21 protein-coding genes and 1 riboswitch are annotated in these 20,765 nt (G+C 59.8%); of the genes, 13 read left to right on the top strand and 8 right to left on the bottom strand.

Annotated features, from left to right (window positions below):
* Positions 1-10 precede the first annotated feature (10 nt).
* Complete coding sequence (rarD, locus tag ACO08A_RS27965; protein ID WP_422039121.1) at positions 11-922, top strand: EamA family transporter RarD; 912 nt, start codon at positions 11-13, stop codon at positions 920-922.
* 30 nt (positions 923-952) lie between these two features.
* Here rarD and ACO08A_RS27960 read toward each other — a convergent pair whose 3' ends face one another.
* Together ACO08A_RS27960 and ACO08A_RS27955 are read right to left on the bottom strand one after the other, a co-directional pair.
* Entirely contained in the window at positions 953-2,194 is a 1,242-nt protein-coding gene (locus tag ACO08A_RS27960; RefSeq protein WP_422039120.1) for a GGDEF domain-containing response regulator, read from the bottom strand.
* Positions 2,195-2,343: 149 nt separating this feature from the next.
* The gene (locus ACO08A_RS27955) at positions 2,344-2,979 is read right to left on the bottom strand and encodes a TIGR00730 family Rossman fold protein (protein WP_422039119.1); all 636 of its coding nucleotides are present in this window, start codon (positions 2,977-2,979) and stop codon (positions 2,344-2,346) included.
* Positions 2,980-3,168: 189 nt separating this feature from the next.
* Between ACO08A_RS27955 and ACO08A_RS27950 the strand changes: the two genes are divergently transcribed.
* The 3 genes from ACO08A_RS27950 (at position 3,169) to ACO08A_RS27940 (ending at position 7,430) form a co-directional block, all read left to right on the top strand.
* Positions 3,169-4,911, top strand: coding sequence for a LysM peptidoglycan-binding domain-containing protein (locus ACO08A_RS27950; protein WP_422039118.1), 1,743 nt, complete (start codon positions 3,169-3,171; stop codon positions 4,909-4,911).
* 136 nt (positions 4,912-5,047) lie between these two features.
* Positions 5,048-5,440 carry an ArsR/SmtB family transcription factor gene (locus ACO08A_RS27945; RefSeq protein ID WP_422039117.1) on the top strand — a complete coding sequence of 131 codons (393 nt, stop codon included), beginning with the start codon at positions 5,048-5,050 and terminating at the stop codon, positions 5,438-5,440.
* Between the two features lie 37 nt (positions 5,441-5,477).
* Complete coding sequence (locus ACO08A_RS27940) at positions 5,478-7,430, top strand: ABCB family ABC transporter ATP-binding protein/permease (protein ID WP_422039116.1); 1,953 nt, start codon at positions 5,478-5,480, stop codon at positions 7,428-7,430.
* A gap of 43 nt (positions 7,431-7,473) precedes the next feature.
* On the opposite strand, the gene ACO08A_RS27935 is transcribed toward ACO08A_RS27940, so the two are convergent.
* A complete protein-coding gene (locus ACO08A_RS27935; RefSeq protein WP_422039115.1) occupies positions 7,474-7,908 on the bottom strand; it encodes a 6,7-dimethyl-8-ribityllumazine synthase in 435 nt (144 codons plus the stop codon).
* A gap of 70 nt (positions 7,909-7,978) precedes the next feature.
* A riboswitch (FMN riboswitch) is annotated at positions 7,979-8,122 on the bottom strand.
* Positions 8,123-8,198: 76 nt separating this feature from the next.
* Complete coding sequence (locus ACO08A_RS27930; protein ID WP_422039114.1) at positions 8,199-8,390, bottom strand: hypothetical protein; 192 nt, start codon at positions 8,388-8,390, stop codon at positions 8,199-8,201.
* A gap of 95 nt (positions 8,391-8,485) precedes the next feature.
* On the opposite strand from ACO08A_RS27930, the gene ACO08A_RS27925 reads away from it, so the two are divergent.
* The 4 genes from ACO08A_RS27925 to ACO08A_RS27910 all read left to right on the top strand — a co-directional run bounded on the left by ACO08A_RS27925 (position 8,486) and on the right by ACO08A_RS27910 (position 12,019).
* Positions 8,486-9,403 carry a LysR family transcriptional regulator gene (locus tag ACO08A_RS27925; protein ID WP_422039113.1) on the top strand — a complete coding sequence of 306 codons (918 nt, stop codon included), beginning with the start codon at positions 8,486-8,488 and terminating at the stop codon, positions 9,401-9,403.
* Positions 9,404-9,582: 179 nt separating this feature from the next.
* The gene (locus ACO08A_RS27920) at positions 9,583-10,287 is read left to right on the top strand and encodes a phosphatidylserine decarboxylase (RefSeq protein WP_422039112.1); all 705 of its coding nucleotides are present in this window, start codon (positions 9,583-9,585) and stop codon (positions 10,285-10,287) included.
* A 74-nt stretch (positions 10,288-10,361) separates the two neighbouring features.
* Complete coding sequence (locus ACO08A_RS27915; RefSeq protein WP_421984456.1) at positions 10,362-11,168, top strand: CDP-alcohol phosphatidyltransferase family protein; 807 nt, start codon at positions 10,362-10,364, stop codon at positions 11,166-11,168.
* Positions 11,169-11,269: 101 nt separating this feature from the next.
* Positions 11,270-12,019 carry an SDR family oxidoreductase gene (locus ACO08A_RS27910; protein ID WP_422039111.1) on the top strand — a complete coding sequence of 250 codons (750 nt, stop codon included), beginning with the start codon at positions 11,270-11,272 and terminating at the stop codon, positions 12,017-12,019.
* Between the two features lie 9 nt (positions 12,020-12,028).
* Here ACO08A_RS27910 and ACO08A_RS27905 read toward each other — a convergent pair whose 3' ends face one another.
* From ACO08A_RS27905 to ACO08A_RS27890, 4 genes are all read right to left on the bottom strand, one after another.
* A complete protein-coding gene (locus ACO08A_RS27905) occupies positions 12,029-13,435 on the bottom strand; it encodes an amidase (protein WP_422039110.1) in 1,407 nt (468 codons plus the stop codon).
* Positions 13,436-13,639: a hypothetical protein gene (locus ACO08A_RS27900; RefSeq protein WP_421982550.1), complete on the bottom strand. Its 204-nt coding sequence runs from the start codon at positions 13,637-13,639 to the stop codon at positions 13,436-13,438. It abuts the gene before it with no gap.
* A 61-nt stretch (positions 13,640-13,700) separates the two neighbouring features.
* Positions 13,701-14,852, bottom strand: coding sequence for a M24 family metallopeptidase (locus tag ACO08A_RS27895; protein ID WP_422039109.1), 1,152 nt, complete (start codon positions 14,850-14,852; stop codon positions 13,701-13,703).
* A gap of 50 nt (positions 14,853-14,902) precedes the next feature.
* Positions 14,903-16,060, bottom strand: a complete 1,158-nt coding sequence (locus ACO08A_RS27890; RefSeq protein ID WP_422039108.1) for a M24 family metallopeptidase — start codon at positions 16,058-16,060, stop codon at positions 14,903-14,905.
* Positions 16,061-16,426: 366 nt separating this feature from the next.
* Between ACO08A_RS27890 and ACO08A_RS27885 the strand changes: the two genes are divergently transcribed.
* The 5 genes from ACO08A_RS27885 to ACO08A_RS27865 all read left to right on the top strand — a co-directional run bounded on the left by ACO08A_RS27885 (position 16,427) and on the right by ACO08A_RS27865 (position 20,597).
* Complete coding sequence (locus ACO08A_RS27885) at positions 16,427-17,269, top strand: transporter substrate-binding domain-containing protein (RefSeq protein WP_422039106.1); 843 nt, start codon at positions 16,427-16,429, stop codon at positions 17,267-17,269.
* Positions 17,270-17,323: 54 nt separating this feature from the next.
* Positions 17,324-17,989: an ectoine/hydroxyectoine ABC transporter permease subunit EhuC gene (gene ehuC / locus ACO08A_RS27880; RefSeq protein ID WP_422039105.1), complete on the top strand. Its 666-nt coding sequence runs from the start codon at positions 17,324-17,326 to the stop codon at positions 17,987-17,989.
* A 4-nt stretch (positions 17,990-17,993) separates the two neighbouring features.
* Complete coding sequence (gene ehuD, locus ACO08A_RS27875; RefSeq protein WP_422039104.1) at positions 17,994-18,662, top strand: ectoine/hydroxyectoine ABC transporter permease subunit EhuD; 669 nt, start codon at positions 17,994-17,996, stop codon at positions 18,660-18,662.
* Positions 18,662-19,474, top strand: coding sequence for an ectoine/hydroxyectoine ABC transporter ATP-binding protein EhuA (ehuA, locus tag ACO08A_RS27870; RefSeq protein ID WP_422039103.1), 813 nt, complete (start codon positions 18,662-18,664; stop codon positions 19,472-19,474). Before ehuD ends, ehuA begins: the two co-directional genes overlap by 1 nt.
* A gap of 100 nt (positions 19,475-19,574) precedes the next feature.
* The gene (locus ACO08A_RS27865; protein ID WP_422039102.1) at positions 19,575-20,597 is read left to right on the top strand and encodes a helix-turn-helix domain-containing protein; all 1,023 of its coding nucleotides are present in this window, start codon (positions 19,575-19,577) and stop codon (positions 20,595-20,597) included.
* Positions 20,598-20,765 lie beyond the last annotated feature (168 nt).

Here is a 20,765-nt window from a genome sequence, read left to right as displayed (position 1 = left end):
GGCGGAATACATGTCGCAGCCGGTCTCTGAAGCCGAGGCACAGGCGGAGTTTCGGCAGGGTCTTTTCTTCGGGCTCTCGGCCTATGTCATGTGGGGCTTCTTTCCCGCCTACTACAAGCTTACCGATTCCGTTCCCGCCGATATCGTCGTGTCGCATCGGATCGTCTGGTCGATCCTGTTCGTGGGCCTGTTCCTCTATCTGCGTGGGCGCTGGCAGGAGGTCAGCGAAGCTCTGGGACAGCCTGCGATCCTCGTGCGCCTGATGGCTTCGGCCACGTTCATTGGTGTGAACTGGCTTGTCTTCGTGTGGGCCATCGAGCAGGAGCGCGTTCTCGACGTCTCCCTCGGGTACTTCATCAACCCGCTGGTGAGCATTCTGGTCGGCCTCGTCGTGCTCCACGAGCGGCTTTCGATGGGGCAGGGGTTTGCGGTCGCGATCGCTGCCCTGGCCGTTCTGATCCAGGCAATCCTTGCGGGCGGCGTTCCGTGGGTCTCGCTGATCCTGGCCTTCAGCTTCGCCGGCTATGGCTATGTCCGCAAGGTGACGCCGATCAAGGCGACGCCGGGCATGTTCGTCGAAACCCTCCTGCTGTTTCCCCTGGCGGCAGCCTACCTGCTTTACAGCCTCGGCACGGGGGCGGATGCATTCGTCCTGGGCGACATTCCGGTGCTGATCGCCCTCATCGGCACAGGCATCGTCACCGCTCTGCCGCTGACACTGTTCTCCGCTGCCGCGCGCCGCCTCCCGCTGTTCATGCTGGGCCTGATGCAATACCTGGCGCCGTCGCTGCACTTTCTGATGGCAGTCTATGTCTGGAATGAACCGCTCGATCAGACGAAGCTGCTTGCCTTCGCAATGATCTGGACGGCCCTGGCCGTCTTCACGCTGGACAGCTGGAAACGCTACAGGCGTGCACGCTGACCTTTCGGGCCATGGCGCTCTCGGAAAGGGTCACGGCATGGCGCGGGACGCGCGCTTTGCGGAATAGAGATTGAGGTCGGCCACCTTCAGGCTTTCCGACAGGTTTCCGCCGAGCAAGGGTGCAAGGCCGACACTCGTCTTGATGTTCAGCTTTTGGCCCCTGTGCTCCACGGGTGTGTTTTGAACGTCGTCGAGAAGTTCGGTCAGCCGGTCCTGCGCGGCCTGTTCCGACTGGTTGCGCAGCAGCACGCAGAATTCGTCGCCGCCGAGGCGGATGGCGAAATCGTCGTTGCTGGCGAATCTGGACAGGTGCCGCGCGAAGCTCTTCAGGACGGCGTCTCCGAAATCATGTCCGTGATTGTCGTTGACGCTTTTGAATGCATCGAGATCCATGAGCACAAGCCAGTTTTTCGTGCCGGCATCCGGAACCCAGGACTGGATTGCCTTTGCCTGGTCCTCCAGCAGAAAACGCCGGTTGTAGAGCCCGGTCAGAGCATCCCTCATGGCCAGATTGTTCAGTTCCTCGATCCGGTAGATATAGGCGAGGTTCTGCGAAACCCTGAGGAGCAGTTCCTCGGGGGAACAGTTCTTGTCGACAAAATCCGCAGCGCCGTATTTCAGAAACCGGACCCGGTTGTCGGAATTCGTCACGGCCGACATGCCGATGATGCCGACCTGTTCCGCACTGTGGTTCCGCCTGACCGCCTTCAGAAACGCGAACCCGTCCTTGCCCGGCAGGAAATAGTCGGCCAGGACCAGCTTTATGTCGTTGTTTTCTTTCAGGCAGTTGAGCGCCTCGTCGGTGCTTGCCGCCTGGTAGACCTTGTACATGTGTTTGGAAACGATTTGCGCGATCGCCTGTCTTTCAACGCTTGCGTCATCCAGCACAAGGATGCCGATGCCGGGGTTTTTCGACAGGCGCCGGATCAGGTCCGCGACGTAATCAAGGCTTCCCGGTGAATCCTTCAGAACGTAGTCAATCACGCCCTTCTGAAGCATTTTCTTGCGTATTTTCGGATCGAACCGGCTCGTGAACACGATCGTCGGAATGTTCCATTCGTCGCACAGGTCAACGATCTCGCCGTCGGGCGCGTCCGGCAGGGTCAGGTCGACAAGAGCGAGGTCCGGTTCACCGATCGGCAGGTTCAGGCAGCTTTCCGCCTCGGCATAGTTGCGCGCGACCATGATCTGATGGCGGCCGACATCATGCAATTTCTTGACGATCGCCTTTTCAAAAAACGATGCGTCTTCAACGAGGAGGGTGGTTTGCATGGGAACGTCCGGGGCGGGCGGGTTTCAAGGAGTTTACTATTGTGCGGGGGCGACTTCAACTTCCGGTACGGAAATGGTATTCAGATATTATGTAGCGTGTGCTGGATGACCGGGACCGGCCGCCCGGCAACGACCGCGGTGAGGGTGGCTCAGAAATCCGTCACCTTCGCCAGGCCATCCGCTTCTTCAGGCACGCGGCCTGCGACGGAGGCCCGCAGCATCGGCAGGATGTCCTCGACCTTTTTCGCCACCAGATAGGGAACTTCCGTATCCGGCCGGATGTATCCTTGCGCACGCATGTGATCGAGCAGTTCCAGCAAGGGGGACCAGAAGCCGTTGATATTGGCCAGGGCGACCGGCTTCTTATGCTGGCCGAGCTGCGCCCAGGTCATCATTTCGACGGCTTCTTCAAGCGTGCCGATGCCGCCCGGCAGCGCGATGAAGGCATCTGACTTCTGGAACATCAGGTGCTTGCGCTCGTGCATGTCCTCTGTGATGACGAGGTCTTCCAGCGTCTCCAGCATCACCTCCCGCTTTTCCAGGAAACGCGGAATGATTCCGGTCACGGCTCCGCCCGATTCGAGGGCGGCGTTTGCGACCGTGCCCATGAGACCGACGGACCCGCCGCCATAAACGAGGCGCAGCCCCGCCTCGGCGATGATTTGGCCAAGCCGTGTTGCCGCTGCTTCGTGCGCCGGGTCGGAGCCGAAGCTGGAACCGCAATAGACACAGACGCTTGTAAGTTGATTTTGAGAAACCGTATTCATGACGCAAAGATGTGGCATTCAGATCCCCTAAAGGTCAAGCATTCTGTTTTGAGACCTTTGGGAAACAAGCGGGATTTCTTGCCGTGCCCTCAAAAGGGGGCTATGGATGGGTAGCTAATTAAATGTGACAGGGGCAGATGCTGCGCCAGACCACGACCTGCATTTGACGCAGTGCGGCATGCGCGCAAGCCTTCTGACGGGAAAACAATGAACAAGAACACTCTGGTCCGCATTGCAGTTGTTGCGGTACCGCTCGCGATAGCGGCGATCGCCGGCGCTTACGTCTACAAGGACGTCTTTTTCGCACCGGAAGCGGACGCCGTCGATACCGCGCAGAATTCGACAAATACGGACGCCAAATCCGAAAAGAAGGAAGTGCAGGCCGCAACACCGGCAACGAACGATGCCGGGCAGGGCGCGGGCGACGCGGAACCGGTCGCTCAGTCTGAACAGGCAGAGGCCGAACCCGACGCGGTCCCGATCCCGCCGGTGAAAGGGCCGAGCTTCGATGTCGTCGGTGTCGAACCCACCGGTGAAACGGTTGTTGCCGGCCGCTCCGATGCCGGCGCCATGGTTGCGCTGACCGCCAATGGCGAAGTCGTCGGCAAGAGCATTGCCAACCAGGCGGGCGAGTGGACAATCATTCTGGAAGAACCGCTCAAGCCCGGCGATTACGATGTCGGTCTCGAGGTTCACGACGAGAAGGGCACGTCGATCGAGGAATCCGAGCAGCGTCTCATTGTCTCCGTTCCCGAAGGTGGCAAGGAGCAGCCGCTCGTGGTCCTGAACTCCCCGGACGCGCCCTCCAACATCCTGCAAAAGCCCGCAACCGATGACCTGATCGCACAACTTCCAGCGCAAGATGGCGCGGAACAGAACTTGTCGGGCGCCGGCGACACACAAAATGACGGCACTGTCGTTGCCGCATTGCCGGCCGGCGAGAACAGCAACGCGTCCACGGCCGGTGGAGCTACCGATGCGGAACAGACCGCCAGGGCAGACGCTGGATCCGCGCCGGCGACGACGACGGAAACGGCGGCGCAACCGCAATCCGCCGCCGGAACCAGCGACAATGGCCAGGCACCCGGCAAGACGGCCGATGCACCGGCGCAAGGCGAGGCCACCGAAACGGCGGCCCTGAGCGCGGGGCAAACCGCCGTGTCGGCCAGCGACATAACCGCATCCGACACGACGGCAACGGAAACGGCGCAAAGCGCGCAGACCGGGGCATCTCAAGACGAATCTGCGGTAACCGCTCAAGCGCAAGCTGCCCAGCCGGTCGAAACACAGACCGCTGCCGGCGACGCCAGCGGAAATAGTGTGCAGCAGGAGCAGACGGCTCAGGCAGCAGGCGCACCGGCAGTGCAGCCGCAACAGCAGGCCACCGCGGGTGGGGAACCTTCTGTCACGGTGGAAGCCGTCGAATCCGAACCGGACAAGGTCTATGTTGCCGGAACCGGAAAGCCGGGGTCCTCGGTGCGCGTCTATGTCGGTGAAGAATACCAGGGAGAAGCCAAGGTCAATTCCAGCGGCCGTTGGCTGGTGCAGGGCACCACGAATGTGCCGGAAGGCAATGTAGAGGTCCGGGCCGACCTGATCGCGCAGGATGGCGATGGCGTGGATGCACGTGCGGCAGTGACGTTCGAGAAGGAACAGGACAAGCAGATCGTTCTGACCAAGGTGGTCGCGACGGGGTCGGGAAGCGGCCAGGGCAGTCAGGGCGCTGATGTCCAGAAGTCGCTTCCGGTCGTCATCATCCGCAAGGGCGACAATCTGTGGCGCATCTCGCGGCGTCTTTATGGCGATGGCGTGCGTTACACGACGATCTACCAGGCAAACCAGGACCAGATCCGGGACCCCGACCTGATTTATCCGGGCCAGGTCTTTCTCACACCCGAGGGCGACGTGAACTGGCCGGACCGGGAACAGGACGCGTCCAACAGGGGCTAACGGCAATCCGGGCCTGAGGATTATTGGCAGGGGGCCTCTTCGGCCTGCCTGCCAATTTCGTTTGAACCACTTGCTTTTTGGCAAATTCATCGCATATCTACGATGAAACACGGTTTCGTGAAAAAGGAGCGGTTTGATGAGCGAGACGGGGCAACCGTCAGAAAAGTCCTGCGGACCCGCTTCGGCATGCTTGTCAAACTGCGAGGAACTCGCGGCGATTTTCCGCGCGCTCGGGCATCCGGCCCGGCTCGCAATCATAAAGCAGCTGGCGATGCGCGACGAGGCCTGCTGCGGTGAGATCGTCGACCACCTGCCGCTGGCCCAGTCGACCGTTTCGCAGCATCTGCAGGTACTTAAGGATGCCGGGCTTCTGGTCTGCGACGCGAGGGGCCGCAATTGCCACTATTTCCTCAATCACGACATGCTGCGCCGGGCAGAAGCTTTCTCCGGAGACTTCTGGAAAGAACTGAACGCCCTGCAGTCGCCTGCGGATCTTGCCCTGCATTCGGCAAAAACCAAGATCGACTAAAGAAAACGGGTCGCTTTCTGTGGCCCCGGAGACAGAATTGACAGATCAATCAGCCACCTCGGCGCAGCGGTCCTCCGATGCGGCCGGCGGCAGCCAGAACTCCCGGACACAAAAGGTTGTCAGCGCCGATGAGGGCAACACGCTGTCGACGCTGAGCAACTTGTGGCCCTACATCTGGCCGTCGGACCGGCCCGATCTGAAAAGACGCGTTCTGCTGGCGCTGTTTGCACTGATCATTGCAAAGATCGTGACGGTCTTTTCACCCTATTTCTTCGCCTGGTCGACAGATGCCCTGACGGGAACGGAAACGGGACTGCCTGCCTTTCTTGTCGCGCCCGTCATGCTTGTTCTGGCCTACAATGCCGCCCGCTTTCTGGCGGTCGCGTTCAACCAGCTCCGCGATGCGCTGTTTGCGCGTGTCGGACAGCATGCGGTGCGCCAGCTTGCCATCCTGACCTTCCGGCATCTGCACCAGCTTTCCCTGAGGTTTCACCTGGCGCGGCGGACGGGTGGTCTCAGCCGTGTGATCGAACGCGGCGTCAAGGGGATCGAATCCATCGTCCGGTTCACGATCCTCAACGGCATCCCGACCGTTTTTGAATTCGCCATCATGGCGGCGGTCATCTGGTATCAGTTCGGCTTCATGTATCTCGTCATCGTGGCGGTGATGATCGTTGCCTATGTCTGGTTCACGATCAAATGCTCGAACTGGCGGATCGGCATCCGCCGGGAAATGAACGAGAGCGATACCGATGCGAACTCCAAGGCGATCGACAGTCTCCTGAATTTCGAGACGGTCAAGTATTTCGGCAATGAAAAGATGGAGGCCGCCCGCTTTGACGTCTCCATGGCGAAATACGAAAAGGCGGCGACCAAGACCTGGACCTCCCTGGCGTGGCTCAACCTGGGGCAGGCCGTGATCCTGGGCATCGGCATGGCGGTCTGCATGGCGCTTTCGGCAAGAGCCGTGATGGCCGGCGAACAGAACATCGGCGACTTTGTCCTGATAAACGCGCTGTTGATGCAGATCTCCATTCCGCTCAATTTCATCGGTTTTCTTTACAGGGAAATCCGGCAGGGTCTTGCAGACATCGAATCCATGTTCGACCTTTTGCTCGTTCCGGCCGAGATTGAGGACAAGGACGGCGCCGAGCCGCTGAAGGCCGCTGGCGGCAAGATTGCCTTTAAGGATGTGAAGTTTCACTACGATCCGGATCGCCCGATCCTGAAAGGCGTCGACTTCGAGGTGCCGGCCGGCAAGACGATTGCCATTGTCGGACCTTCCGGCGCGGGCAAGTCGACCATCTCGCGCCTGCTGTTCCGGTTCTACGATGTGACCGGCGGCGCGGTTGAAATCGACGGTCAGGACGTGCGGGATGTGACGCAGGCAAGTGTGCGCCACGTCATCGGAATGGTGCCGCAGGACACGGTTCTCTTCAACGACACCATTGCCTACAACATCCGCTACGGACGGCCCGATGCAACCGATGAAGAGGTGCGAGAAGCTGCCCGGATGGCGCAGATCCACGATTTCATCGAAAAGTTGCCGAACGGCTATGCATCGGAGGTTGGAGAGCGCGGGCTGAAACTGTCCGGGGGTGAGAAACAGCGGGTCGCGATTGCGCGCACGATCCTGAAATCGCCGCCGATCCTCATTCTCGACGAGGCCACGTCGGCGCTTGATACGCATACGGAACGGGAGATCCAGTCCGCTCTCGATCAGGTTGCGCAGAACCGCACCACGCTGGTGATTGCACACCGTCTGTCGACGGTGGTGAACGCCGATCAGATCATCGTGCTTGAAGCGGGCGAAATCGCGGAGCGTGGCACGCATACCGAGCTCCTCGACATGAACGGTCTTTACGCGTCGATGTGGGCGCGTCAGCGCGAAGCCGACGAGGCCGAGGAACGTTTGCGCGCGGCGCGGGAAAACGACGAGCTGGGGATCGTTACACGCGGCAGAACCGCGGACTACATCCCGGCGAAATAGCGGGATCCGGAGGAGGGGCGTTCTGCCCCTCTCCGCGACCGGTTCAGGCGCTTAACTGTTGCCGGAACGTGCTGATCTGAAGAGCGGCCTTGGCCGCTTCGCGCCCCTTCAGCACGAAATGCTCACGGTAGATTGCCGTGTGATGATCCGTTTCCTGGAAATGATGCGGTGTCAGAGAGACGGACAGGACCGGAACATCCGTTTCGAGGCCTGCCTGCATCAGCCCTGTCACGACAGCCTGCGCGACGAAGTCGTGCCTGTAGATGCCGCCGTCGACGACGAGCGCCGCCGCGGCGATTGCTGCATACTTGCCGGTTTTCGCAAGGCTCTTCGCCGCGAGCGGCATTTCGAATGCACCGGGAACATCGAACACGTCGACGTTTTCGGCGGGAATGATCTGTTGAAAGCCCTCAAGTGCCTGGTCGACGATGTCGGAATGCCAACCGGCCTTGATGAAGGCGTAGCGGGTGTGTGTCATTGGTGATCTCCCTGTTTGCGACACGTCACCCAAGGCGATCACGAGCGGCCCGGAGCATGGCGATCCGAGCGCTGTTTCTCTTTCATCCGGACTGTAACCGTCGGCCCAGGCATCTCACCTGATCTGCTTGACCCTTCCACGTGGAAGGCGCTCGCGGGCTTGCAGCGCACTGCATACCGCCGGTGGGGACTTCCACCCCGCCCTGAGAATGCCGCCTTTGTTGCAGGCGGCCCGCCTCAAGACAAGCGTTGAATTTCAAAAAGTGCGGTGACCTAAGGGCTTTTTGCCGGTCAGGCCGCGCGGTCGGTTGTCCGTGCAGTTTCGTCGGCAATGCCGATGTCGTTTGCAGGCGCTTTTCTCCCGGCCTGCCGGTCTGCAGCACTTCCGAAGAGAAAGTTCGTGACAGCCCTTGCCAGACCCCTCAGCTCCTTGTTGCGGGCAGCACGGGCGCGGGTTTCGTAGATGTTGCCGGTGTGGATCATGACAGGCTCCTTTTGTCTGTGGAGGCTTTATCTCATATTGCGAACTTTCGAAGAATTGGGGTAATCTGGAAGATATCTTTCGAAAGTTTCGAATAATGCGACTCGATGATCTGAAGTTCTTCAAACGTGTGGCCGAACTCGGCAGCCTGTCCGCGGCAGGCAGGGAGTTCGGCCTGTCACCGTCGGCTGCCAGCAGCCGGTTGAGCAATCTGGAAAAGGAACTCGGTTCCCAGCTGGTTGCCAGAACCACGCGGCGCACGGGCCTGACCGAGGCCGGGCAGGTCTTTCTGCGTCACACAAGCAATGCTCTCGGCGAGATGGACCGCGCGCGGGCGTTGATCGACGCCGCCGAAGATGCCCCGCGCGGCATGCTGCGCATGTCGCTGAACGTCTTCTTCGGACGAAAACACATCCTGCCTTATCTTCCTGAATTCAGGGAGCTTTATCCCGAATTGAGGTTGGAGGTCGACATGACGGACCGCATCGTCGATCTGGTCGCCGAAGGTTACGACATGGCGATCCGGGGTGCGCCGCTGCCCGATTCCAGCCTGATTGCCCGCAAGCTCGGCGGCAATCCGCGCGTGCTTTGTGCCAGCCCGGAATATCTCGAACGCAAGGGCATTCCCCGTTCGCCGGAAGATCTGCGCAACCACGACTGCGTCGGTTTCGATCCGATGCCCGTCTGGTACTTCGAAGGGCCGGAAGGGGAGGTCGCCTATCATCTGGAAGAGCCTGTCATTTCCGGCGATAGCGGCGATTTTGCCTACGATGCAGCGATCTACGGGCTCGGCCTCACGGTCAAGTCGCTTGCGCATGTGTGGGAAGATCTCCGGGACGGCAGGCTCGTCGCCGTGATGGAGAACTATCCCGTGGCCCGGACTGGCAACATCTATGCCGTTTATCCGCCCGCAAAGTTCATTCCGCCCAAGGTCACGAAACTGGTAGATTTCCTGATCTCCAAATACGGCCGGCCGGCTTACTGGGAAATGGACTACCGCAAGGCGGCGGAATAACCCGCACATTCCGCGTGTTGGCTGCACAAAACAGCAGGAAAATCAGTCCCGGCAGGTTCTCATCGCGCCAAAAAGCCTCTAGAAGCGGGGGAGTATTGAAGCGCAACGGGTGCCTATCCTGCGACGGCTTTCAGCGCGCTGTAGCAGGTATGTCCTCACCCTGAATTCGGAAGAACTTGATGTCGATTGTCGATACCGTCACCAAAGCCATGGTCCCGATCCATCGGGAGGGCTGGCCGTTTATTGCCATATCGCTTGTCGCGACCCTGGTTGTCGGTTGGTTTGTCGATCCGCTCTTCTGGATCGGGCTCTTCATCACCGGGTGGATCTGCTATTTCTTCCGCGACCCGAAACGGGTCACGCCGGTCGGAGACGGTCTTGTCATTTCACCGGCGGATGGTGTCGTCAGCCATGTCGGCCTCGTCAGGCCGCCGCAGGAACTTGAGATCGGCAGCGAACCTTTGATGCGCGTCTCGATCTTCATGAACGTTTTCAACTGCCATGTGAACCGCGCCCCGGTTGGCGGCAAGATCGAACGCGTCGCCTACAGGGCCGGCAAGTTTCTGAATGCCGAACTCGACAAGGCCAGCGAGGACAATGAGCGCAACGGACTTGTCATCGATACCGGCGAAGTCAGGATCGGCGTGGTGCAGATTGCCGGACTGGTGGCACGCAGGATCGTGTGTTTCGTGCGTGAAGGCGAAACGATCACCGGCGGCGACCGGTTCGGCCTGATCCGCTTCGGTTCGCGCCTGGATGTCTACTTCCCCGCCGGTACACAGCCGAAAGTGGCGCTCGGACAAACCATGATTGCGGGTGAAACGATCCTCGCGGATCTTGCGCAGCCCCAGGCCCCGGCGCAGCCCCTGACGCGTGTGAGTTGAGGTATAAGGTGGCCGAGAGCAAGGACAGTAGCGCCGACAAGAGCCGTCAGACGCCCCGGTTCCGCCGCGTTCCGATGCGTCTCATCGTGCCGAACATGGTCACGCTGCTGGCGCTGTGTTCGGGATTGACGGCCGTGCGCATGGCCTTCGACGGCCGCTGGGAATTTGCGGTCGGGGCCGTCATTCTCGCTGCTGTCCTGGATGGGCTGGACGGCCGCGTCGCGCGCCTCATGAAGGGCACCTCACGCTTCGGCGCGGAGCTGGATTCTCTGTCCGACTTCGTGAACTTCGGCGTTGTTCCGGCGCTCATGCTGTATCTCTGGCTGCTCAAGGATGCCGGGAATCTCGGCTGGATCGCTGCCCTGATCTTCGCAATCTCGATGGCCCTGCGCCTGGCCCGTTTCAACGTTGCTCTGGACGACCCGAACAAGCCCGCCTGGACGTCGCGTTTCTTCACCGGTGTTCCCGCGCCGGCCGGTGCACTGACGGTCCTGCTGCCGCTTTACCTCGACTTTCTCGGACTGTTCCCGCACTGGTTCGCCGATGCCGCATTTGTTGCGGCCTATACGGTCGGCATTGCGTTTCTGGTGATCAGCAGGCTGCCGACCTTTTCCGGCAAGACGCTCGGCACGCGCGTACGGCGCGACTACGTTCTGCCCCTGATCGTGGCGGCCGTCCTGATCGTGGCGCTCACCGTCAGCTATCCTTTCCGGATGGTGGCGGGTGCCGCCGTCCTTTATCTCCTGACGATCCCGGTTTCATGGCGTGCACACCGCAAGCTCGTCATGGCGGACGAGAACATGGCCCTCGATGACGACGGCGACGAATGCGACACTGATCTCGACAACATAGCCGACCGGGACAAGGACCACGGCGGCTGAGTTAGGGTTCGCACCCTAAGCCGGAGCGGTCTCGCAAATCGGGTTTCATCCGCAAACTTTCAGGTTCACTTAGAGCGCCTCACAACCAAGAGGAGCTTGAAGTGTTACGCGGAAAGACAATTCTGATCACGGGTGCCAGCAGCGGTATCGGGGCAGCGGCGGCGCGGATATTTGCGGAGGAGGGCGCCAATCTCGTTCTGGCGGCAAGGCGCAAGGACAAGCTTGACGAGGTCAGGGCCACCCTGCCGGAGGCTGCATCCCGCATCAAGGTGTTCGCCGGCGATGTTGCCGACCCCGGCTTTGCCGAAGCGTCCGTCAACGCGGCCCTGGAAAGCTTCGGCCGGCTGGACGGCGCGTTCAACAACGCTGGAATGCTCGGCGACATGGGACCGGTTTCCGAGCTCAGCCTTGAAAACTGGAACCAGGTCCTCGCGACCAACCTCACCAGCGCCTTCCTCGCCGCAAGGCACCAGATCCCGGCCATGGCCGGATCGGGGGGCGGTTCGATCGTGTTCACATCGACGTTCGTCGGCCATACCATCGGCCTGCCGGGCATGTCGGCCTATGCCGCCTCCAAGGCGGGGCTCACCGGACTAACGCAGGTGCTGGCCGTGGAGTGCGGTCCTCAGAACATCCGCGTCAATTCCCTGCTGCCGGGCGGGACCAAAACTGAAATGGCAGGAGATGATCCGGCCTTTCACGACTATGTCGCCGGACTGCATGCCCTGAAGCGCATGGCCGGGCCGGAGGAGATCGCACGCGCCGCACTCTTTCTGCTGAGCGACGCGGGGTCCTTTGTCACAGGCTCTGCGCTGCTCTGCGACGGCGGCAATTCCATCACGAAGGCATAGAGCTCCGGGTCAGGCGTCGACCGCCGGCAGCGGTATGGAAAAGGCTTCGTTGCGTTCGATGTCGAACGCAACGCGGAACATGGTTTTTTCCTCAAAGTAACGTCCGATGAGTTGCAAACCGATGGGGAGTCCCTCCGTGTGCATGCCGCAGGGCATCGTCAGGGCAGGGTGCCCGGTCATGTTGAAAAAACTCGTATAGCGCGTGATCGCATTGCCGATCGCCTCGTCGACGCCATCTCGCCGGGTGCTGACGGTTCCGACCTTTTGCGCGATTTCAGGTGTCGCGGGCGTCAGGATGACGTCGGCCTGATCGAAAAGTGCATTGGTCTGCTGCCGGTACGTTTCAATGAACCTTTTGGCCTTCACGTAGTGCTCCGCGAGGATGCACTGGCCGACGGCAAGGCCTGCCCGAAAGTCCGCGCTGTAAAGATCACCGCGCGTTTCCAGATACGCGGAATGCGCGCTGAGCGCTTCCGGCATCTGAACGGTAAGAGACACGGTTCGCGTCTGAGCCATGTCTGGAAACGACACGGGCACAAGCACCGCGCCCCGGCGGGCCAGATGCTCTTTCACCCGTTCCAGCGCCGCCAGTATCTGCGGATCGCACCGGTCGAAGAAAAAATCGGAAGGTATGCCGACCCTGATGCCGGAAACATCCGCTCCAATCGCATCGGAATAAGATTCGCGCGGTAAGTTGACGGATCCGGGATCCCTGGGATCGTAGCCGGAGATCACTTCAAGCAAATCGGCGCTGTCGGCGACGGTTCGCGTGATGAGACCGACATGGTCGAGGGTCCAGCTGTAAGGCACGACCCCATGGGTCGGAACCCGGCCGATTGTCGGTTTGAGCCCGACAAGACCGTTCAGCGCGGCAGGTGCGCGCACGGATCCGCCGGTATCCGTGCCAAGGGCAGCCGGAACAAGACCGAAGGCAACCGCTGCCGCCGAACCGCTCGAGGAACCGCCGGCCAAGCGCGTTGTGTCATAGGCGTTGACGCACGTGCCGTAGACCTCGTTTTCGCCGGTCGCACCATAGGCGAATTCATGAAGGTTGGTTTTGCCCATGCTTAACGCACCGGCGCTGCGCAGCTGTGCGGTCACGAATGCGTCTTCCCTGGCAACCCTGTCATAAAAAACGCGCGATCCCGCGGTCGTCCTGACACCGGCAATGTCGATGAGATCCTTGCTGGCGTAGGGAATGCCGGCCAGCGGCGAGCGTGACAGGTCGTTCGCAGACAACGACGCTGCGCATTCCGCAGCATCAGCTGCTGTCACCGTGATGAATGCCCGGGAAACGGCATTGTGCCGCTCGATGCGCTCGGCGAAAACGGAGACGAGTTCCGGCGGTGAAATCTTGCCGGCGGTCAGCAAAGTTCTCAGGGACCGAATATCTTCAAAGGCGGGATGCGGTGTCATCTATCGTTTCTGCACACCGAGCGCCGGAGGCGTTGTGCCGAGATCCGTCTTCCGAAGAACCTCCAGTTCCTCAAGCAGGTTCTGAAAGCCGGTGATGACGCCCATCTGCGGGTCGATCAGTTCATTCAGTTCCGCATCGGACCAGTCATGGCTGGCCATCTGGTCGAAGACACCTTGCAAAGTCTGTTTCTGCAGCGGTTTCATCTCGGGTCTCCTTTCAGGCCGGTCGGACGCCGCACCTCGGCAAATCGCGGAAGCAAGTCGCTCACCGGATTATCAGGGTCTCGGGCGTTTTGTTGGTGAGTATTTCAGCGCCGTTCTCGGTCAGAAGAACAGTGTTGGAGATGAAGTAGTCGACAACATCCGTGTTGGTGAACCAGCTGTGTGCGTGGAAAACCATGCCCGTTTCCAGCCTGCGCTCGGAGTTGGGAAAGAGTGATGTAACCATGGAACCTCCTGTCCAGCTTGGCGGAAACCCGATGCCGACCATGTAGCCGCAATGATGACGCTTATAGTCATGAAGACCGGCCGCAGCGGCAACCTCACGCCACGCACCATAGGCATCGCCGGCCTTGGCGCCCGGCTTCAAAGCGGCGCAAATCGCCTTCATTCCGTCGATCGCGATTTCGGCTGACCTTTCTGCACCGTCAGGGGCGCTGCCGATATAGGCGAGCCGTCCCATAGGGGCCTGATACTTGCGGAAGGCGGCACAGGTCTCCAGGAAGACGGCGTCGCCGTTCCGGAAGACATCTCCGCGCCAGGTGGTGTGCTCTTCGCCAAGCCGTGTCGTGGGTCTGATAAAGGGCCCGAAGCCGGGATATTCGCTGCCTTCGCGGATCATCCGGTCGTGATAGGCCGCAGCGATTTCGTAATCGCTGGCCCCGTTGCGCACGGCCTCGATGGCAGCCAGGGTGCCGAGGTCGGCGGCGCGGGCCGCTTTCCGCGTGTACTCCATTTCCAGCGTCGATTTGACCTGCCGAAGATCGTCGATGATGCCCGACGCATCCACCCAGTGGGCATCTCCTTGCTGAATGAGTTCCGCATGGCGGGGCGTCAGAAACAGGCTTCGTTTTTCAATTCCGACACGTCCGCCCGTCAGGCCGAGATCCGCGACCGCCCTGAGAACGGCATCCGAAAGCTCTTCGTTGTCCGGGTGTCCGTAGAAGGCAGCGTTTTCGACCTGATTGTGAACGGTGATTTTTTCCATGGCCCGGCAGCACAACGCCATGTCACCGCTACGGTTGAGGACAAGGACATGCGCCGCGAAGAACCCCCAGTGGTCCAGTCCAGTCAGCCAGTAGATGCTCTCCGGAACGGATATGAGGATACCGTCGAGATCGTTTTCGGCAAGCGCGACGCAGGCGCGTTGGAGACGGTGTCCAAGTTCACTTTCCGGAAACGGTTTGGTGTCAGCCATCGCATGTAAATCCTGATCCGTCGATTGTGAGGAAAGGCCGTGCATGGGTATCAATGTCTGCTGAGCAGAATCCGGCGCGGATAGTCCGTGATGTAGTCGGCTCCGGTTTCAGTGACGACAACGGAATCGCCGATGCGGCCGGCAGTGAGGCCGTCGATCGAAATACCGCCGTCCACGGCGAAGGTCATTCCGGGCTTGAGGACCGTCTTGTCCCCTTCCTTCAATTCAGGCGCCTCGAGGTAGGCGACGCCGATTGACCTGCCGGTGCGATAACCCGTCTGATACCCGCGCTGGCGGTAAACATCGTTGGCGGCCATGGCGACCTCTTCGGCAAAAACGCCGGGACGCATAGCTGCGATGGCTGCCTGCTGCGCCGCGATGGCGGCCTCCTGCACGTCGCGCGCTTCGTCGGTAACATCGCCGACATGAAACATCCGGTCGAAACCGAGCTTGTATTGTTTGAACTGGGCCATGTTGCAAAAGCAGAAATAGACCGGATCGTATTTCTGGTAAGCCCTGACGCCCGCCCGCCTGTGCACCATGGACGTGTCCGAACCGCTTTGCAGGATCTGCAGATTGTGGATCATGGGCGACACGAACCGGTCCCAACCCTTGTCTGTCAGAAATCCCGCTGCTTTTCGCGACCCGGCTTCAATAACCGCAAGCGCCGATTCATACTCCTGCGCGCCTTCGCGCAGCGACTCGTGCGCCGCCAGCATCATCGCGCCGGCAATCTGCCCGGCTTCCTTCATGACGCCGATTTCGAGCCCGGTCTTGATCATGCGCATGTCTCCCAGCAGCGCTGATATGTCCCTGATCAGACAATCCGGATAGGTGTCATCAAGAAAGTTTCGGACAATCGCCGGTATGGAGTTCCGCTCGATCCAGATTTCCTTTGGGGCACTGCCCAACGTTTCCGAAAGGGCACGCGCCCAGCTTCGCTGACCGGCATCTTCCCAGGTCCTGATATCCTCGACCCAGGTCATCGCCGCGACCATTTCGCTTTCCATCAGGGGAGTGATGACGGTCGGCGCGCCGGTCCGGCGGACAACCAGCAGGGTCGGGCGGCCGAATTCGATGCCAAGATAGCCCCAGAAACCGGCCAGATATGCGATTGAGCTTTCGTCAGTGAATACCGCAAGGTCGATCCCTGCATCGCCCATGCGCTGCTGCAGTTCCGCGGTCTTCTGCTTTGCGTGGTCCAGCATTCAGGCTCCCCTTGTCCGGCAATTTCCGAAGGCTTTCGGGCAGGCAGTCCGCTCGCGGCCTTGAAAGGCAGACAACCGAACGGTCCGGCTGGCGTCAAGCACAGTGCGGAGAGCATGTGACATGCGCGTATCCCTCTTTTCAAGTCGATGGCGGAAGCGCGAGCGCAAAGATGGTTGCCCCTTATTTGGTGTACCTTTAAATTTTAAGGGATGAGCATACAAGAGAAATTCTCACAAGAAACACAAAATTTATCAGAAAAAGACGAAAAATCAGATTTGCAGGGCCGTCTGTTGCAAAGAGGCGAATAATTGGTATACCTTTATGCCATTGAGGGATCAAACACCCTCACATAAGGGAACAGACCTATGACAAAGATTGGAAAGTCGATTTCCGCCGCCATCATGCTGATTGGAGCGGTGTCTGTGGCCTCGGCCGGCCCGATTCAGGACCGCATTGATGCGGGCGAAACGATCCGCATCGGGTTTGCAAACGAAATCCCCTGGGCCTATCCGGGCGATGGCAACGAGCCGCTGGGATTTGCCAATGTTCACGCGCTCGGTGTCTTGAAGGCGATGGGATATGAGAATATCGAACCTGTCGTCACCGAGTGGGGTGGACTGATCCCGGGCCTGAAGGCAGGCCGCTTCGACATCATCACTGGCGGCATGTACATCATCGGCAGCCGATGTGAAAACATCTCGTTCTCTGAACCTATGGGCATCTTCGGCGACGCTTTCCTGGTCGAGGCAGGCAATCCCAAGAACATCAAGAGCTATGCCGATATCAAGGACAGCGGATCGCTCATGGTCACGGGAGCCGGCTACAACACGGTTGAGGCGGCCAAGAAGGAAGGCGTCGATGAGACCCGTATCATGCAGGTGCCCGGGCCAACCGAAATCCTCGCCGCCATGCGAGCCGGCCGGGCGGATGCCGGCGCTGCGACCTATTTCACATTGCTTGGCCTTGCCGAGCAGTCCGGCGGCAAGCTTGAAGTGACCGACCCCAATGAACTTCCGGACTGGACAAAGAACTGGGTGGGGATCGGGTTCCGGTCGGACGACGGTGATTTCCTGAAAGCCTTCAACGCGGCACAGGCCGACTATCTTGGAAGCAATGCGATGCTTCAGGCGGTGGCACCCTTCAAATATGGAAAGACCCAGTTGCCGGACCCGAGCGTGAAGACCGAGTGGATTTGCGCGAACCGATGATCTGAAAGGGCGGGGCGGTTGCCCCGCCTGTTCGCACCGACAATCGGAGTTCGCATGTCCTACTCGGATTTTCTTGCTGAATTCGGCGGCCGATTTCTGGACGGGTCGGTCGTGACGCTCGCGCAGTTCGTGCTGTCCGCTGCGCTGGCGATCGCCATTGCCTTGGCCTTCGGGCTCCTCAAGCTGGCGCGCCACTGGGCAGCCCGCGGTGTCGCGACCCTCTACATCGAACTCTTCCGTGGCACCTCGCTGCTGGTCCAGCTCTACTGGATCTTCTTCGTCCTGCCGCTGTTTGGTCTGACGCTGGAGAAATTCACGGCGGGTTTCCTGGCCGTTGGCATGAACCTCGGAGCCTATGGCGCAGAACTTGTCCGGGGCGCTGTCCGGTCCGTTCCGAAGGGGCAATGGGAAGCGGCCTATGCGCTGTCCATGTCACCGGCGCGGCGCATGTGGCGCATCATTCTCCCGCAAGCGCTGGTGATCATGCTGCCGGGATGGGGAAACCTGCTGATTGAACTGCTCAAGGCCACAGCCCTGGTTTCGTTGATATCCGTGACCGATCTCATGTTCGAGGCGAAACAGGTCAACAGCACGACCTTTCTCTCCATACAGGCGTTCGGGACCGCTTTGGTCCTCTACTACATCTTCGCACGGTTCCTCTTGACGCCCGCGATGCGGCACATCGAGGTGTCGATGGCGCGCCGGATCGGAAAGGCCTGAGGCGATGTTCGACTGGCGATGGGATTTTGCCTGGGAAATCTTGCCCCGGCTCATTGTCGCGACGGGCAACACGCTGATGGCGGCCGGCGCCGGCTACACCATCGCAGTCATCCTCGGGTTGATCCTAGCCCTCGCGCAGCGAACACCTGTCAGGACAGTCACCTGGATTGTGCGCGAGGCGGTCGAGTTCATCAGATCCACGCCACTCGTGCTGCAGATTTTCTTTGTGTTCTATGTCGGACCGCAATTCGGCATTCGGCTGGATCCCTGGACCGCGGGCATGATTGCGATTGGTCTGCATTATTCCGCGTATCTCTCGGAGGTCTACCGGGGCGGGCTGGAGGCCGTTCCAAAAGGCCAATGGGAGGCGTGCATGTCCTTGAGCATGTCCATGCGCCAGACCTATGTCCGCGTCATCATTCCGCAAGCCCTTCCGCCTTCTGTCGCAGGGATGGGCAATTATCTGGTCGGAATATTCAAGGACACGCCGATGCTCTCTGTCATCGGGGTCGCTGAACTCATGCACACCGCCAATGCGATTGGCTCCGAGAACTACCGTTTCCTGGAACCGTTCACGCTCGTCGGCATCATTTTCCTGGCGATTTCTCTGCCTTCAGCAGGCCTGATCAGGCTGTTCGAAAACTGGGTGCGCCGCAGGATTGGAATTGACTGATGGACAATCTGACTGCCTATCCGCTCGAACTGGATGAAACGGATGTTCCCATGGTCCGGTTCAGGAACGTCACCAAGAAATATGGTGCGCTGACAGTTCTGGAAGACCTGAATCTCGACATTGCCGAAGGCGAAATGGTTTCGATCATCGGTCCTTCCGGGTCCGGCAAAACCACGGTCTTGCGCATGTTGATGCTGGAACAGATCAACAAGGGCGTGATCTACCTGGATGGCAGGCCGCTCACGCACATGGCAAAAAACGGGACGCTCGTGCCCGCTGACCGTCGATACCTTCGCAAGGCGCGTGAGCCCATCGGCATGTGCTTCCAGCATTTCAATCTGTTTCCGCACATGACGGCGCTGCAGAACTGCATGGAGGGTCCTGTCCAGGTCCTTGGATTGACGAAACGGGCCGCGCGCGAGCGTTCCGAAGAACTGCTCCAGATGGTCGGCATGATCGAAAAACGCGATCAGCACCCCTCGCGGCTTTCTGGCGGACAGCAACAGCGGGTGGCGATCGCGCGCGCGCTCGCCATGCGCCCCAAGGTCATGCTCTTCGACGAGGTCACGTCGGCCCTTGACCCGGAAGTGATTGGAGAGGTGACCAACGTCATCCGCAAGCTCGTTTCGGAACACAGCCTGACCATGCTCATGGTGACCCACCAGATGGGGTTTGCGCGCGATATCTCCGACCGCGTCTGCTTCTTTTTCGGCGGGAGGATCGAAGAGCAGGGAACGCCGGACGAGCTCTTCGACAATCCGAAAAGGGAACGTACGCAGCAGTTTCTGAGTGCCGTGAAATCCGCGGACTGACCAGCCGGGAATTGAAACGGGAAAACGGGCTCACGGAAGGAGCGGAAAGCCATGGCATTGATCGTCGGACAACTCAGGTCCCGGGAGAAGGGAGGCTCGAATGGCTGTCAAAATCACTGAAACCTGCAAGGTTCGGGCCCTTGACGCCGTATTGCAGAGACTTGAGACGCGTGATTTGGAACAATTCACGTCATGCTGCCCTGACACGGCAAGAATAGTGCAGCTCGGTGAAGGCCATTTTGCAGGCCGGCTGTTGGACGTCCACTTTCCGGGTATCTCGTTTTGTCTTGAGTGGTGTAACCGGACGATTGAAAAGGAGATCGATCTGCAAAACGACATGCTGACCTTCAGCATGTGTGTCGACTCGCGGCGTCCTGATCTCTCCTACAACGGTGTGACCAAGGCAAAAGACTGGGTTCTCCTGCAATCCGGCGAAGACAGGAGTGTTCTGATTTCTCCGGCCGAGAGCACGCAATTGACCGTCAAGGTCAGCAAGAGGATCTTTCGCGAATTAACGGATGTTCCGCCGGAAATTGCGGACTGGCTGAATGGCGAGGTCGCACATGGTGAGTTTCTGAAAACGACGTTTTTAGCGAACCGGCTGAGGGACGTCTGCCGTGTTGCGCTGGAGGCTTCGCTGCTACCCGGAAGTGTCAAGCGCCGGCAAGCATTTGGAAACAGCTTGTTGGCGACACTGGCAACCGGTCTGACTTTTGAATGGTTGTCGAAGCAGGCATTTTTCACTCATCAGAAGCCGCGTGCACTTGAGCTTTACCAGGCGGTGAGACACGCGCTTTTGACACATGACGGGGAATTGGATTTCTTGAGTTCGTGCGAGTTGTCCCGGCTTGGTTCACGGCGCTCGATCGAAAAGGCCTTTGCCGAGCTGATTAATGTGGGACCGGCAAAATATGCGCGGATTGTTCGTCTGAACAATTCACGCCGCAAACTGCATGACAAAGCCTATGCCGATACCAGCATAGGAGACATTGCGGCTGAAGAGGGGTTCTGGGACTGGAGCAGGTTCACGACCTACTACCGCAAACAGTTTGGTGAGCTGCCTTCCGAGACACGCAGCAAGTGCTCCTTTCCGGTGGCAGCATCGGATACGCTGGCCGCATGATACCGTCCATCTGGAACCAGGGCGCACAAATACGGCAATGGTAGCGACGAAGTCTCTAGGGCGATACCTGTTGCACAACCAGGCCACTCGACGCACGCTGGCAGCCAGGTAGGTGATGGACTCATAAATGAGACTGAAATGGCATGCGAAATTGCGAAATCCCGTCCG

This window comes from Roseibium sp. (genome assembly GCF_965232425.1).
Classification (GTDB): Bacteria; Pseudomonadota; Alphaproteobacteria; order Rhizobiales; family Stappiaceae; genus Roseibium.
This window is presented reverse-complemented; position numbering and strand designations above follow the sequence as displayed.

Excerpts from the sequence above, each read along its gene's own strand:
- rarD (WP_422039121.1), top strand. The coding sequence starts at position 11 with ATGTCGCAGCCGGTCTCTGAAGCCGAGGCACAGGCGGAGTTTCGGCAG.
- ACO08A_RS27960 (WP_422039120.1), bottom strand. The coding sequence starts at position 2,194 with ATGCAAACCACCCTCCTCGTTGAAGACGCATCGTTTTTTGAAAAGGCG.
- ACO08A_RS27955 (WP_422039119.1), bottom strand. The coding sequence starts at position 2,979 with ATGCCACATCTTTGCGTCATGAATACGGTTTCTCAAAATCAACTTACA.
- ACO08A_RS27950 (WP_422039118.1), top strand. The coding sequence starts at position 3,169 with ATGAACAAGAACACTCTGGTCCGCATTGCAGTTGTTGCGGTACCGCTC.
- ACO08A_RS27945 (WP_422039117.1), top strand. The coding sequence starts at position 5,048 with ATGAGCGAGACGGGGCAACCGTCAGAAAAGTCCTGCGGACCCGCTTCG.
- ACO08A_RS27935 (WP_422039115.1), bottom strand. The coding sequence starts at position 7,908 with ATGACACACACCCGCTACGCCTTCATCAAGGCCGGTTGGCATTCCGAC.
- ACO08A_RS27930 (WP_422039114.1), bottom strand. The coding sequence starts at position 8,390 with ATGATCCACACCGGCAACATCTACGAAACCCGCGCCCGTGCTGCCCGC.
- ACO08A_RS27925 (WP_422039113.1), top strand. The coding sequence starts at position 8,486 with ATGCGACTCGATGATCTGAAGTTCTTCAAACGTGTGGCCGAACTCGGC.
- ACO08A_RS27920 (WP_422039112.1), top strand. The coding sequence starts at position 9,583 with ATGTCGATTGTCGATACCGTCACCAAAGCCATGGTCCCGATCCATCGG.
- ACO08A_RS27915 (WP_421984456.1), top strand. The coding sequence starts at position 10,362 with ATGCGTCTCATCGTGCCGAACATGGTCACGCTGCTGGCGCTGTGTTCG.
- ACO08A_RS27905 (WP_422039110.1), bottom strand. The coding sequence starts at position 13,435 with ATGACACCGCATCCCGCCTTTGAAGATATTCGGTCCCTGAGAACTTTG.
- ACO08A_RS27900 (WP_421982550.1), bottom strand. The coding sequence starts at position 13,639 with ATGAAACCGCTGCAGAAACAGACTTTGCAAGGTGTCTTCGACCAGATG.
- ACO08A_RS27895 (WP_422039109.1), bottom strand. The coding sequence starts at position 14,852 with ATGGCTGACACCAAACCGTTTCCGGAAAGTGAACTTGGACACCGTCTC.
- ACO08A_RS27890 (WP_422039108.1), bottom strand. The coding sequence starts at position 16,060 with ATGCTGGACCACGCAAAGCAGAAGACCGCGGAACTGCAGCAGCGCATG.
- ACO08A_RS27885 (WP_422039106.1), top strand. The coding sequence starts at position 16,427 with ATGACAAAGATTGGAAAGTCGATTTCCGCCGCCATCATGCTGATTGGA.
- ehuC (WP_422039105.1), top strand. The coding sequence starts at position 17,324 with ATGTCCTACTCGGATTTTCTTGCTGAATTCGGCGGCCGATTTCTGGAC.
- ehuD (WP_422039104.1), top strand. The coding sequence starts at position 17,994 with ATGTTCGACTGGCGATGGGATTTTGCCTGGGAAATCTTGCCCCGGCTC.
- ehuA (WP_422039103.1), top strand. The coding sequence starts at position 18,662 with ATGGACAATCTGACTGCCTATCCGCTCGAACTGGATGAAACGGATGTT.
- ACO08A_RS27865 (WP_422039102.1), top strand. The coding sequence starts at position 19,575 with ATGGCTGTCAAAATCACTGAAACCTGCAAGGTTCGGGCCCTTGACGCC.